We start from the raw sequence: 13,108 nt of genomic DNA, 5'->3' as shown, positions 1-13,108 counted from the left end.
TCTCCACCATGAGCGTTGTCACCAACACGACCACGATCGGCGCGATCGACGCGCCGAGCCGGCGGAACACCGAGCTGATCCTGCTCGGCTTCGCCGTCGCGATCCCGGTGTTCGCGTACATCAACGTGGGCCTCGCCCTCGACGGCGAGCTGCCCGCGGGCGTCCTCGGCTACGGGCTGGGCCTCGGCCTGCTCGCCGCGGTGGCGCACGTCGTGGTGCGCAGGTTCGCCAAGTACGCCGATCCGCTGCTGCTGCCGCTGGCCACCCTGCTGAACGGGCTGGGTCTGGTGCTGATCTGGCGGCTGGACCAGTCGCCGCGCCTGATGGCCCGCAGCGACTTCGCCCCGCAGGCCACCAACCAGCTGATGTACTCCGCGCTCGGCATCGCGCTGTTCGTGGGCGTGCTCCTGGTCCTCAAGGACCACCGGGTGCTGCAGCGCTTCACGTACATCTCGATGGCCGCGGCGATGGTGCTCCTGCTGCTGCCGCTGGTCCCCGGCCTCGGCGCGGACGTCTTCGGCGCCAAGATCTGGATCCGCGTCGGCGGATTCTCCATCCAGCCCGGTGAGTTCGCGAAGATCGTGATCGCGGTCTTCTTCTCCGGCTACCTCATGGTCAAGCGCGACGCCCTCGCCCTGGCGAGCCGCCGCTTCATGGGCCTCTACCTGCCGCGCGGCCGCGACCTGGGCCCGATCCTGACGATCTGGGCGATGAGCCTGCTCATCCTGGTCTTCGAGAACGACCTCGGCACCTCGCTCCTCTTCTTCGGCATGTTCGTGATCATGCTGTACGTCGCCACCGAGCGGACCAGCTGGATCGTCATCGGTCTGCTGATGTCCGCGGGCGGTGCCGTGGTGGTGGCCTCGTTCGCCAGCCACGTCCAGTCCCGCGTCGCCGCCTGGATCGACCCCTTCGGGTGCCTGGAGACGGCGCCCGAGGGCTCCAACATGATCAACGCGTGCGACCAGATGACCCAGGTGCTGATGTCCTTCGGCTCCGGTGGCGTGATCGGCACCGGTCTCGGACAGGGCAACTCGGACCTCATCAGCTTCGCCGCGAACTCCGACTTCATCTTCGCCACCGTGGGCGAGGAACTCGGCCTGACCGGCGTGATGGCCTTCCTGCTGCTGTACGGCCTGATCATCGAGCGCGGTGTGCGCACGGCGCTCGCGGCGCGCGACCCGTTCGGCAAGCTCTTCGCGATCGGTCTCTCGGGCGCCTTCGCGCTCCAGGTGTTCGTCGTCGCGGGCGGCGTGATGGGTCTCATCCCGCTGACCGGTATGACGATGCCGTTCCTCGCGGCAGGTGGTTCGTCCGTCATCGCCAACTGGGCCCTGATCGGCATCCTGATCCGGATCAGCGACACCGCGCGCCGTCCCGCGCCCGCACCCGCCCCGTCCCCCGACGCCGAGATGACCCAGGTGGTCCGACCGTGAACAAGCCCCTGCGCCGGATCGCGATCTTCTGCGGAATCCTGGTCCTCGCCCTGATGATCCGGGACAACTGGCTCCAGTACGTCCGGGCCGACGAGCTGAACACCCACAAGCTGAACAAGCGGGTGGAGATCGAGCGCTACGCCCACGAGCGCGGCAACATCATCGTCGACGGCAAGGCCGTGACCGGCTCCGTGGAGACGGACGACAACTACTACAAGTACAAGCGCACCTATGCGGACGGCCCCATGTGGGCCCCGGTCACCGGGTACGCCTCCCAGGTCTTCGGCGCCAACCAGATCGAGAAGCTCGAGGACGGCATCCTCAGCGGCAACTCGGACCAGCTCTTCTTCGACCGCACGATGGCGATGTTCACCGGCGACAAGAAGAAGGGCGGCAACGTCGTCACCACCCTCAACGGCAAGGCCCAGAAGGCGGCCTTCGAGGGTCTCGGCAAGAAGAAGGGCGCCGTCGCGGCGATCGACCCGAAGACCGGCAGGATCCTCGCGCTGGCCTCGACCCCGTCGTACGACCCCTCCTCCTTCGCCGGCCGGCTCAAGGACGACGAGAAGGCGTGGGTGTCCCTGACCAAGGACACCGACAAGCCGATGCTCAACCGCGCCCTGCGCGAGACGTACCCGCCCGGCTCGACCTTCAAGGTCGTCACGGCGGCCGCCGCGCTGGAGAACGGCAAGGTCGAGGACATCGACGAGCCGACGGACACTCCCGAGCCGTACATCCTCCCCGGCACCAAGACCCCCATGGTCAACCACGCCAAGGGCTGCGAGAACGCCAGCCTGAACCGTGCCATGGAGGTCTCCTGCAACTCCGTCTTCGCCAAGCTCGGTGACGACGTGACCCGGGACAAGATGGTCGAGACGGCGGAGAAGTTCGGCTTCAACAACGGGGAGATCGACACCCCCGTCCGCGCCGCCACCTCCGTCTACGACAAGAACATGAGCCGCGACGGCAACGCGCAGTCCTCCATCGGCCAGTTCAACACGGCGGCCACCCCGCTCCAGATGGCCATGGTGACGGCGGCGATCGCCAACGACGGCAAGCTCATGAAGCCGTACATGATCGACAAGCTGGAGTCTCCCGGCCTGGAGGTCATCCAGCAGAACGAGCCGGAGGAGATGAGCCGGCCGATCTCCGCGGAGAACGCGCAGCTGCTCCAGCAGATGATGGAGAACGTGGTCGAGCGCGGCACCGGCGGCAACGCGGCGATCAACGGCGTGAAGGTCGGCGGCAAGACCGGTACCGCCCAGCACGGCGAGAACAACAGCAAGAACCCGTACGCCTGGTTCATCTCGTACGCCAAGGGCGCGGACGGCTCGCCGGTGGCCGTGGCCGTGGTCGTCGAGGACAGCGAAGCCCGTCGTGACGACATCTCCGGTGGCGGCCTCGCGGCCCCGATCGCGAAGGCCGTCATGAAGGCAGTGCTCGACGACAAGTGACGAGGATCACCTCCGGCCCGCATACCTGCACATTGCGGTTCCGGTTGCGATACCGGTCGGGTATCAGCTGACGCTCCCGGGCGGAGCAGGCATCACCTGCCCGGTAGCGTATGCGCGAACAGCACACCGGCGGACCACACACGGGTGCGGTCGGGACTGACGGAGAGGGCTGGAAGGTTATGGAAGAGCCGCGTCGCCTCGGCGGCCGGTACGAACTGGGCTCGGTGCTCGGCCGCGGTGGAATGGCCGAGGTCTACCTCGCCCACGACACCCGGCTCGGCCGCACCGTCGCCGTGAAGACGCTGCGGGCCGACCTCGCCCGAGACCCGTCCTTCCAGGCCCGGTTCCGCCGTGAGGCCCAGTCGGCCGCCTCGCTCAACCACCCCGCGATCGTCGCTGTCTACGACACCGGCGAGGACATGGTGTACGACAGCGCTTCCGGCGGGGGTGCCGGCGTCTCGATCCCGTACATCGTCATGGAGTACGTGGACGGCTCGACGCTGCGCGAGCTGCTGCACTCGGGACGCAAGCTGCTGCCCGAGCGCACGCTGGAGATGACCATCGGCATCCTCCAGGCGCTGGAGTACTCGCACCGCAACGGAATCGTCCACCGCGACATCAAGCCGGCCAACGTCATGCTGACGCGCACCGGCCAGGTCAAGGTCATGGACTTCGGCATCGCCCGCGCCATGGGCGACTCCGGCATGACGATGACCCAGACCGCCGCCGTGATCGGCACCGCCCAGTACCTCTCGCCCGAGCAGGCCAAGGGCGAGCAGGTCGACGCCCGGTCCGACCTGTACTCGACCGGCTGCCTGCTGTACGAACTGCTCACCGTCCGCCCGCCGTTCGTGGGCGACTCGCCGGTGGCCGTGGCGTACCAGCACGTCCGCGAGGAGCCGCAGCCGCCGAGCAACTTCGACCCCGAGATCACGCCCGAGATGGACGCGATCGTGTTGAAGGCGCTGGTGAAGGACCCCGACTACCGCTACCAGTCCGCCGATGAGATGCGCGCGGACATCGAGGCCTGCCTCGACGGCCAGCCCGTGGCGGCGACGGCGGCGATGGGTGCGGTCGGCTACGGCGGGTACGCCCCCGACGACCAGCCCACGACCGCGCTGCGCCAGACCGACCCGGCCGGCCAGACCTCGATGCTGCCGCCGGTCAACCCTGACGACGGCGGCTACGGCGGGTACGACGACCGCCCGGACCGCAGGCGCCAGAAGAAGTCGAACACCTCGACGATCCTCCTGGTGGTCGCGGGCATCCTGGTGCTGATCGGCGCGATCCTGATCGGCCGGACCATCTTCGACCAGACCGAGGGGTCGGCCCAGGTGCCGGTTCCGCAGCTGGTGGGCAAGACGCTCCAGGAGGCCGAGGAAGCCGCCCGGAACGCCCAGGTGCAGATCACCCAGTCCTCCCCGGAGCGGTGCGACCAGCCCAAGGGCAGCATCTGCAGCCAGAACCCCGAGCCGCCCGCCAAGATGAACGAGGGCGACACGATCACCATCGTCGTCTCCGAGGGCGCCCCGCAGGTGAAGGTGCCCGACGTGGTGGACCGGGAGCGGGAGCGGGCGACCGAGATCCTCGAGAAGGACAAGTTCAAGGTCGAGATCAAGGAGTCCGAGTCCTCGGAGGCCGAGCCCGGCACGGTGCTGGAGCAGGACCCGCCGGCCGACAGCATGGCCGAGACGGGCGCCACGGTGACTCTGACGGTCGCCAAGGAGGCGAAGCAGGACCTGCCGAACGTGGTGGGCCAGCAGTTCGCCAATGCCAAGGCCCAGCTGGAGATCGCCGAGTTCGAGGTCGTCAGGGTCGACGTCGACTCCGACCAGCCGAAGGACCAGATCGTCGGGCAGGACCCGCAGCCCGGCAAGGTCACCAAGGGCTCGAAGGTCACCCTGCAGGTCTCCAAGGGCCCGCAGCAGACGCAGTCGCCGGTGCCCGTCGAGATCCTGGGCAAGCGCCTGGCCGAGGCGAAGCAGATCCTGGCGCAGGCCGGATTCACCAACGTCTCGGTGGCCCCCGGCAACCCGGGTGACGACAACGCGATCGTCCGCAACTCCAACCCGACGCCCGGTACGCCCGTGGACCCGGCGACGACGCCCATCGTCCTCGAGACGTTCGGCGGTGGCGGCAACGGCAACGGCGGTGGCTTCATCGGCGGCAACGACGGCTGACGCCGTACGACGGCCATGGGAAGGCCCCGGCGCCTCACCAGGTGCCGGGGCCTTCCCGTGGGTCCGCGCAGCCGCCGGCAGGGCCCTGCGGAGCCTTCGGGGGGTCTCGTGGGGGCGGCGGAGTGCGGCATTCTGCCGACACCCGGGTGCAAGGCCGCCGGACGGACAGGCCGCCGGACAGGCAGGCCCCGGGACGGACAGGCCGCCGGACAGGCCAGGAGCCGTCCCCGGCCCGGACCCGGCAGGTCGCCGGACCGGCCGCCTCAGCTCAGCTCGGCCGGCGGGGTCCGCTTCGCGTCCACCTTCTCGGTGCGGGTCAGTTCGCCCCACACGATGTAGCGGAAGTCCGAGGTGTAGACGGGGGTGCACGTCGTCAGCGTGATGTAGCGGCCCGGCTTCTTCTTCCCGGACTCCTCCGGGACGGGCTGGAGCACGTCCACGTTGTACTTCGAGGTCTTGGGGAGCGTCTTGTAGACCTTGTAGACGTACCAGGTGTCCTTCGTCTCGAAGACGATCGGATCACCGTTCTTGATCCTGTGGATGTTGTGGAACTTGGCGCCGTGCCCGTCCCGGTGCGCGGCGAGCGAGAAGTTGCCCTGGGCGTCCCAGGGGAGGGCGGACTCGACGGGGTCCGTGTAGTAGCCGGCGATGCCCTTGTTGAGCGCCTTGGTGTCGGTGCCCTTCTTGACCAGCACCTCGCCCTCGTCCATGGCCGGTACGTGGAGGAAACCTATGCCGTCCTTGGTGTCCAGCGCCCCGGGGCCGGTGCTCTCCCAGCCGTTGCGCATGCGGTCGCCCTGCGCGGACGCTTCCCGGTCGGCGAGGACGTTCGTCCACCACAGCGAGTAGACGACGAAGAGTCCCAGGACGACGCCCGTGGTGATCAGCAGCTCTCCGAAGACGCTGATGGCGCCGGCGATCCGGCCTCGTGCACGTGCCACAGCACCTTTTCCTGTCTCGAAGTGTCTCAGCCGACGAGTGCGTCCGGTTTGCCCTGGCTGCGCGGCCGTTCCTCGACCATCTTGCCCCACACGATCATCCGGTAGGTACTCGTGAATTCCGGGGTGCAGGTCGTGAGTGTGATGTACCGGCCGGGCTTCGTGAAGCCCGAACCGCGGGGCACGGGATCGATCACGGCGACGTTGGACGGCATCGTCTGCGGCAGGATGCTCGCCATCTCGTACGTGTAGTAGGTGTCCTGCGTCTCGACGACGATCGGATCACCCGGTTCGAGGCGGTTGATGTAGCGGAACGGTTCGCCATGGGTGTTGCGGTGGCCGGCGACCGCGAAGTTGCCCTGCTCGTCCTCGGGCATGGCGGTCTTGAGCTTGCCCTCCGCGTAGTGCCCGACCATGCCGCGGTCGAGCACCTTGTGCTTGTCGATGCCCTCGGCGATGGGGACGACGACGTCGAGCTTGGGGATGTACATCAGGGCGAAGCCCTGGCCCGGTTCGAAGGCGTCGGGCTTGCGGCCCTTGGCCCAGTCGTCCTGGATCCTGCTCGCCGCCCTGTCGGCCTGCTGTCCGGCCAGCACGTTCGTCCACCACAGCTGGTAGGTGACGAAGAGGAGCATCAACACGCCGAAGGTGATGAACAGTTCGCCGATCGCCCGGCTCGCGACGACAGCGGGGCTGTCCTTCGCCGCCTTGGCCGCGCGTCTGGCCTCCATGCGGGACATCGGCTTCACGGGCCCGGCCGCCGCCCCGCCCGCCGCGGCGGCGGCGGGCGCACCGCGCCGGTGGCCGCGGCCCTTCGCCGCCCGGCGGCGTTCGGCCCGCCCGGGGCCGGGCGGCACCTCTGCCGCACGGCGGGTCTGCGCGGTGCGCAGCGCGACCGTCTCGTCGTCGGCCACGGGCAACGGGTCGGCCAGGGGCGCCGGTTCGGGCACTGCCACCGGCTCCGGCACGGGCTCGCCCGCGGCCTCGGGCCCGGGCAGGAGTCCGGCTCCGGGCGCCACGGCGGGCCCGGGCCCGGCGGGACGGTCCCCGGCCGGTCCCGGCACGGCGGCATGACGGGCCCGGGGGACAGGGGGGGCCTGCGGGTATCCGGGCGCGGGTGCGGGCGGCGCCTCGGGTCCGCCGGCACCGTCGGGGCCGTACCAGTCCTGGCGGTAGCCCTCGCGGTCGTACCAGTCGTACGGCTCCTGGTCCGGCGGCGGAACGTACGTCCGGGGCGGTGTCCCCGGCACGTACGGCTCCTGTGCGGGCCCGTCCTCGGCCGGGACGCCGGACGTCCTGAACCAGGGCGAGCCGTGGCCGCTCCGGGGCAGCGGATCGGTCAGCGGGTCGTAGCCCTCGCCGCCGTGTCCGGCCGGCTCCTCGTGCTCGTGCCCGGGGTGCCCGGCGCTCACGCCAGTGCCTTGCCCACCACCGGTGCGAGTCCCGCCGAACGCCCGACCGCGCCGGTGTCCCCGCACTGCTCCAGCCAGTTCGCGAGCATCAGGTGGCCGTGCTCGGTCAGAACGGACTCGGGGTGGAACTGCACCCCCTCGACCGGCAGTTCACGGTGCCGGACGCCCATGATGATGCCGTCGGCCGTGCGAGCGGTGACCTCCAGCTCGTCGGGCAGCTCGGCCGGTTCGGCCGCCAGCGAGTGGTAGCGGGTCGCGGTGAAGGGCGAGGGAAGCCCGGCGAAGACGCCCTTGCCCTCGTGGGTGACGGGCGAGGTCTTGCCGTGCAGCAGCTCGGGGGCGCGGTCGACGACACCCCCGTACGCGACGGCCATGGACTGCATCCCCAGGCAGACACCGAACACCGGGATGCCGTTGTCGGCGCAGTGGCGCACCATCTCGATGCAGACCCCGGCCTCCTCGGGAGCCCCGGGGCCCGGGGAGAGCAGCACGCCGTCGAAGCCGTCCCGCGCGTGCTCGGGGCGGACTGCGTCGTTGCGCACGACCTCGCACTCGGCGCCGAGCTGGTACAGGTACTGGACGAGGTTGAACACGAAGCTGTCGTAGTTGTCGACGACCAGGATGCGCGCGCTCACCGGCCGGCCCCCTCTCCGTCGACCGTCACGTCGTTGAACGGGAGCAGCGGTTCCGCCCACGGGAAGACGTACTGGAACAACACGTAGACGACCGCGAGGGCCAGCACGAGCGAGATGATCCCCCGCACCCATGCGTTCCCCGGCAGATGCCGCCAGATCCAGCCGTACATGCCGTCCCTTTCCGTTCGGTACGGGACCAGACTAAAGGTCGGCGGGGGCCCGTGGGTCAGCTGTGGAAAGCCTGCCGTTTGCCGTCCGTCACAGCACGGGCGGCCGGTTCGGCCCCAGCGAGCGGACGCCTGCCGCCACGCCGGTGGAACGGATGATCACTCGACGGGTTCCGCGTAGTGGAGATCCACCGTGCCCGTGTAGCCGGGCAGGGTCACGGAGTCGTCCTCGTCGACCTTCCAGCCCAGCCCGTAGGCCTTCACGTACAGCTGGTAGTTCTGGACGGCGGGCGACTGGGCGAGGGCCTTCTTGAGGCTGTCCCGGTCCCCGACCGCGGTGATCCTGTAGGGCGGGGAGTAGACGCGGCCCTGGAGGATCAGGGTGTTGCCCACGCACCGCACGGCGCTGGTGGAGATCAGCCGCTGGTCCATGACGCGGATGCCCTCGGCGCCGCCCTGCCAGAGGGCGTTGACGACCGCCTGGAGGTCCTGCTGGTGGATGACCAGGTCGTTGGCGAGCGGTTCGGGGTAGCCGGGGGCAGCCTGGGCGTTCGGTGGGGCGTCGTCGAGGGTGACGCTCACCGCGTCGCCCGTCAGTTTCTCCGTCCCGGCCGCCTTCTCCAGCGCGGCCAGCTCCGCGTCCTGCGCCTCGGTCGAGCCGTCGTCCCGGCGGGCGAGGGTGTCGACGTCGTGGCGGAGGGCCGCGGTCGACTCCTCCAGGTCCCCGTTGTCGGTGCTGCGCTGCCTGATCAGGTCGCTGAGCTTGAGCATGGACGCATCGGTCCGCAGGTCCGTACCCTTTGCGGTGTTGAAACTGGTCACGAAGATGACGCCCGCGAGTGCGAAAACCGCAGCCGTGAGCAGGCGGACCGGTCGCCAGGTGAAGCGGCTGACCGGCCCTCGGGGGGAGTCGGCTGAATTGCTCAACGTACCCTTATCTCCTTCGGCACCGCGGAAGCACTACGCTAACGGACGCCCGGGGGAGGCAGCGGTCCCCCTCGGCGCCCGCCACGGCGCCAGCCACAGTTACCTGCGCGGTCACGCAGCGCATCGACAGGAGAGTCCCTCGTGCCGAAGTCACGTATCCGCAAGAAGGCCGACTTCACGCCGCCGCCGGCCTCGAAGCAGGCGGCGACCATCAAGCTGACCAGCCGAAGCTGGGTGGCTCCGGTGATGCTCGCGCTCTTCCTCATCGGTCTCGTCTGGATCGTCCTCTTCTACGTGACCGAGGGCGAGCTGCCGATCCAGAGCTTCGGCAACTGGAACATCGTCGCCGGCTTCGGCTTCATCGCGGCGGGCTTCGGCGTCTCGACGCAGTGGAAGTAGCGTCCCGGCAGGCCGGTCGTCAAGCTCTGCCCTGAGGTTGTCCACACGGTTTTCCACAGCCGGGGGAAAAGGTCTGACGATCTGTGGATAACTCTCGGGACGTTGACGCCGATGTGACTTCTTCGGCCATGCCGGTGACGTACCGTGCCCCTTGTCCTGACCGGGAATTCCCAGGTCAGTGACGAGGGGCACGTCTGTTCCCCACGACATGCACACCATCCGGCACACGCTGTGGACAACTGTGGGGAAAGCTCCGCCGGAAGCAGGATCTCGCTAGGTGAGCTCGGCGGTACGCACCGCGATGAGCACGACGGCGATCAGCAGGACCAGCGCGCAGGAGCCGAACTGCACCGGTGTCCGCCAGCGGCCCTTCGGCGCGTGGACCATCCCGTAGGCCACGAGGGCGCCCCCGACCAGGCCGCCGACATGCGCCTCCCAGGCGATGCCGGGCGCGACGAAGGTGATCACCAGATTGATCGCCAGCAGTGCGACGACGGGCCGCAGGTCGTACCGCATCCGGCGCATCAGGACGATCATCGCGCCGAAGAGACCGTAGATCGCCCCGGAGGCACCGAGGGAGCCCTGGTTCGGCTCGGCGATCAGATAGGTCAGGGCGCTGCCCGCCAGCCCGGACACCAGGTAGAGCGCCAGGAAGCGCACTCGTCCGAGTGCCTCCTCCAGCGGCCCGCCGAGCCACCACAGCAGCAGCATGTTGAAGAAGATGTGCCAGATCTCCGCGTGCAGGAACACGGAGGTGAGCAGGCGGTACCACTCGTCCTCGGCGGCCACCCCGACGGGCTCGCCCAGCTCCCGGTCGAAGGCGCCGGCGATCAGCGTCAGCCGGTTGAGGAAGTCGTCGCCCAGCGCCAGGCCGACGACGAAGACGGCCGCGTTGATGCCGATGAGGATCTTGGTGACCAGCCGGGGGTCGGAGGTCACCGCCCCGCCGGCCATCGTGCGGGGCATGCTCGCGCCGGGCGCGTGGCCCGTGCCGGAGCCGGTCCTCACACAGTCGGGGCACTGGAAGCCGACGGAGGCGCTGACCATGCAGTCGGTGCAGATCGGCCGCTCGCAGCGGGTGCACCGGATGCCGGTCTCCCGGTCCGGATGGCGGTAGCAGCCGGGCACACCATGGGTGCCCTGCGGCTCCTGCGGACTGCCTGGCGCCTGGTCCATGAGGTCCCCTCGTCCTTGGGCTCGCGACATCGCCCCGTCCATCCTTACGGACGGACGGGGCGTAAAGGTTCCCACGCGGGAATCCGGGCGGGCTCAGCCCTTCCGGGTCCCCCTCACGACGGACTCCTCAGCCCTTCCGGGTCTCCACCACGACGGACTCGATGACGACGTCCTCGACCGGGCGGTCGGTGCGGGGGTTGGTCGCGGTGCCGGCGATCGCGTCGACCACCTTGCGGGAGGCGTCACCGGTGACCTCGCCGAAGATGGTGTGCTTGCGGGTCAGCCAGGCGGTCGGCGCGACGGTGACGAAGAACTGGGAGCCGTTGGTCCCCGGGCCGGCGTTGGCCATGGCCAGCAGGTACGGCTTGTCGAAGGCGAGCTCCGGGTGGAACTCGTCGGCGAACTCGTATCCCGGGCCGCCGGTGCCGTTGCCCAGGGGGTCGCCGCCCTGGATCATGAAACCGCTGATCACGCGGTGGAAGACCGTTCCGTCGTAGAGCCGGTCCGTGGACTTGGCGCCCGTCGCCGGGTGGACCCACTCCCGCTCACCGGTCGCGAGCTCGACGAAGTTCCTGACCGTCTTGGGCGCGTGGTTCGGCAGGAGCCGGATCTCGATGTCGCCGCGGTTGGTCTTCAAAGTGGCGTACAGCTGCTCGGCCACGGTCTGCCTTCCGTAAGTCTTCCTCTGACGCGCCTGATCCTCGCACGGAAGGGCGGAGGGCATGCAGAAGCGGCCGGTGGCGATCGCGCACCGGCGCGTCAGCGGGCGGACGGGGCATGCCTCCGTCACGTGCCGCAATGACCCGGATGCCAGCCCCGCATGCCGAGGCGGCTCTCAACGGGCATGATTTCGCATCGGGTGGAAAGGCGGAACTCATGCCGACTGCGGACAAAACCTCAGTCGTCCACAACGCCACCGAGGAGGAGGATCCCGTGACCCGCATCGACAGCGTGCGCGCCGCGACCGATACGGCGAAGGACAGCGTGCTGCACGCCGCGGAAGTGGTGGCGCCTTACGCCGGTTCGGCCAAGGACCATGCCGTTCTCTACACACGTGAGGCCCGTGCCCGGCTCGCGCCGACAGTCTCCAAGGCCGCTGCTCAGGCACGTGTGCAGTACGGCGTCCATGTGGCGCCGCATGTGCCGCCGAAGATCGACGAGACGGCGCAGCGAGCGGCCCTCCAGGCCAGGAAGGCGGCACGGCAGGCCGCCGACTACACCGTCCCCCGTGTCGGGCACGCGGTGGCCGTCGCCAGGCCGGTGGGCTCGGAGGCCGCGGCCAGGTCCGCCGCCGCACTCGCCGCCCTGCGCGGACAGGTGTCGGCGAAGGACATCCAGAAGCTGGTGAGGAAGCACGAGCGGCGCTGCAGGGCCGGACGTGTCTTCAAGGGTGTCGCACTGGCCGGCCTGATCGCGGGAGGCGCCTTCGCCGCATGGAAGTGGTGGGACAAGCAGGCCAACCCGGACTGGCTGGTGGAACCGCCGGCCGCGACCGAGGTCTCCGACCGGACTCCGCTGTCGTCGGTGGACGGCAGCACCAAGGCCGATCTCGATCCCGAGGTCCGGGCGAAGCAGGACGAGGCGGACGGCGACGAGAACCGCTGACAGGGCTCCGGCCCGAGGTCCCGAGACGCCGGGAGGCACGAACACCGCTCCCGGCGTCTCATGCTGCCACGGTGTACGCGTCACGGGTGCCTGCCGGGGCGGACGAGCGGGACGCGGCCCGCGCGGCGGACGCGGCGGAACCGGCCGTCGCGGGCGAGGACGGAGCGGCGGTCGCGGTGGAACGGGTCGACGCGGCCGGGCCGGACGGTGCGGAGGTCGTCGTCTCCTGGGATCCTCCGGCGGTACCGGCGACGAGTGCGGCGCGGCGCGTGCGCTCCGGGACGGCGGCCGCGGCGGGGGCCGGGACGGTGGCGGACGCGGTCACGGCACGGCCTTCGGTCTCGGCGGCCGCGGCGGCCTCGGCCTCGCGGTCACGCAGACGTCGGGTGGCGGGTGAGGCGCCGTGGGCTTCGGCGCCGATGCGCTGCTTCATCGTCGGCGGCAGCGACCTGCTGCCGCGTGCGGCGGGCAGTCGCTGGGGCACCGCCCTCCTGCTCTGTTCCGGCACACTCGTACCGGCGGTGCGGCTGCCGGCCCGGGCGGGCTCGTCGGGCGCGGCGACGGCCGGGTGCGACGTGGCGGCGGTCGCGGTGGCGGTGGTGAGCCCCACCGAGGCAAGCAGTGCGAAGAACGCGGTGACGAACGCGGTCCACAGATTCCTGACCTTCAAGGCGGCCATGACCCCTCGCTTTCGGGTTGAGCGCTTTACATACCTTTCTCATGATGTGTACGCATCTCGAGGAGTGTGGGAGCGACGCCCCTGCCGCGCAGTTCTTCGG

At 69.8% G+C, this 13,108-nt stretch carries 12 protein-coding genes and 1 pseudogene; 5 read left to right on the top strand and 8 right to left on the bottom strand.

Going from position 1 to position 13,108, the window contains the following annotated elements:
- The first annotated feature begins 8 nt into the window (after positions 1 to 8).
- The 3 genes from EAO77_RS07595 (at position 9) to pknB (ending at position 5,070) form a co-directional block, all read left to right on the top strand.
- Complete coding sequence (locus EAO77_RS07595; RefSeq protein ID WP_147987279.1) at positions 9 to 1,436, top strand: FtsW/RodA/SpoVE family cell cycle protein; 1,428 nt, start codon at positions 9 to 11, stop codon at positions 1,434 to 1,436.
- The gene (locus EAO77_RS07590; RefSeq protein WP_147987278.1) at positions 1,433 to 2,890 is read left to right on the top strand and encodes a peptidoglycan D,D-transpeptidase FtsI family protein; all 1,458 of its coding nucleotides are present in this window, start codon (positions 1,433 to 1,435) and stop codon (positions 2,888 to 2,890) included. The genes EAO77_RS07595 and EAO77_RS07590 overlap by 4 nt, the downstream gene beginning before the upstream one ends.
- A 179-nt stretch (positions 2,891 to 3,069) precedes the next feature.
- Positions 3,070 to 5,070, top strand: a complete 2,001-nt coding sequence (gene pknB, locus EAO77_RS07580; RefSeq protein WP_147987277.1) for a Stk1 family PASTA domain-containing Ser/Thr kinase — start codon at positions 3,070 to 3,072, stop codon at positions 5,068 to 5,070.
- A gap of 263 nt (positions 5,071 to 5,333) precedes the next feature.
- On the opposite strand, the gene EAO77_RS07575 is transcribed toward pknB, so the two are convergent.
- From EAO77_RS07575 to EAO77_RS07555, 5 genes are all read right to left on the bottom strand, one after another.
- Positions 5,334 to 6,011, bottom strand: coding sequence for a class E sortase (locus tag EAO77_RS07575; RefSeq protein WP_147987276.1), 678 nt, complete (start codon positions 6,009 to 6,011; stop codon positions 5,334 to 5,336).
- Positions 6,012 to 6,037: 26 nt separating this feature from the next.
- A complete protein-coding gene (locus tag EAO77_RS07570) occupies positions 6,038 to 7,420 on the bottom strand; it encodes a class E sortase (RefSeq protein ID WP_147987275.1) in 1,383 nt (460 codons plus the stop codon).
- Entirely contained in the window at positions 7,417 to 8,055 is a 639-nt protein-coding gene (locus tag EAO77_RS07565; protein WP_147987274.1) for an aminodeoxychorismate/anthranilate synthase component II, read from the bottom strand. The genes EAO77_RS07570 and EAO77_RS07565 overlap by 4 nt, the downstream gene beginning before the upstream one ends.
- Entirely contained in the window at positions 8,052 to 8,225 is a 174-nt protein-coding gene (locus tag EAO77_RS07560) for a hypothetical protein (protein WP_147987273.1), read from the bottom strand. The genes EAO77_RS07565 and EAO77_RS07560 overlap by 4 nt, the downstream gene beginning before the upstream one ends.
- A gap of 156 nt (positions 8,226 to 8,381) precedes the next feature.
- Positions 8,382 to 9,149, bottom strand: a complete 768-nt coding sequence (locus EAO77_RS07555; RefSeq protein WP_147987272.1) for a DUF881 domain-containing protein — start codon at positions 9,147 to 9,149, stop codon at positions 8,382 to 8,384.
- 141 nt (positions 9,150 to 9,290) lie between these two features.
- Between EAO77_RS07555 and crgA the strand changes: the two genes are divergently transcribed.
- Positions 9,291 to 9,548, top strand: coding sequence for a cell division protein CrgA (gene crgA / locus EAO77_RS07550; protein WP_147987271.1), 258 nt, complete (start codon positions 9,291 to 9,293; stop codon positions 9,546 to 9,548).
- A gap of 273 nt (positions 9,549 to 9,821) precedes the next feature.
- Here the strand turns inward: crgA and EAO77_RS07545 are convergent, their stop codons facing one another.
- Positions 9,822 to 10,724, bottom strand: coding sequence for a rhomboid family intramembrane serine protease (locus EAO77_RS07545; protein ID WP_147987270.1), 903 nt, complete (start codon positions 10,722 to 10,724; stop codon positions 9,822 to 9,824).
- Between the two features lie 127 nt (positions 10,725 to 10,851).
- Positions 10,852 to 11,385 (bottom strand): peptidylprolyl isomerase, encoded by a 534-nt coding sequence (locus EAO77_RS07540; protein WP_147987269.1) that lies wholly within the window; start codon positions 11,383 to 11,385, stop codon positions 10,852 to 10,854.
- 272 nt (positions 11,386 to 11,657) lie between these two features.
- On the opposite strand from EAO77_RS07540, the gene EAO77_RS07535 reads away from it, so the two are divergent.
- Entirely contained in the window at positions 11,658 to 12,329 is a 672-nt protein-coding gene (locus EAO77_RS07535; protein ID WP_147989012.1) for a DUF5324 family protein, read from the top strand.
- A gap of 376 nt (positions 12,330 to 12,705) precedes the next feature.
- Here the strand turns inward: EAO77_RS07535 and EAO77_RS41260 are convergent.
- Positions 12,706 to 13,008, bottom strand: a pseudogene (locus tag EAO77_RS41260) (DUF6344 domain-containing protein); the annotation flags it as partial.
- Positions 13,009 to 13,108: the final 100 nt, after the last annotated feature.

Origin of the sequence: Streptomyces sp. T39 (genome assembly GCF_008042045.1) — a bacterium.
Lineage (GTDB): Bacteria > Actinomycetota > Actinomycetes > Streptomycetales > Streptomycetaceae > Streptomyces.
The sequence above is the reverse complement of the archived record's forward strand: the minus strand, read 5'-3'. Positions and strand labels throughout refer to the sequence as shown.

Excerpts from the sequence above, each read along its gene's own strand:
- EAO77_RS07595 (WP_147987279.1), top strand. The coding sequence starts at position 9 with ATGAGCGTTGTCACCAACACGACCACGATCGGCGCGATCGACGCGCCG.
- EAO77_RS07560 (WP_147987273.1), bottom strand. The coding sequence starts at position 8,225 with ATGTACGGCTGGATCTGGCGGCATCTGCCGGGGAACGCATGGGTGCGG.
- pknB (WP_147987277.1), top strand. The coding sequence starts at position 3,070 with ATGGAAGAGCCGCGTCGCCTCGGCGGCCGGTACGAACTGGGCTCGGTG.
- EAO77_RS07545 (WP_147987270.1), bottom strand. The coding sequence starts at position 10,724 with ATGGACCAGGCGCCAGGCAGTCCGCAGGAGCCGCAGGGCACCCATGGT.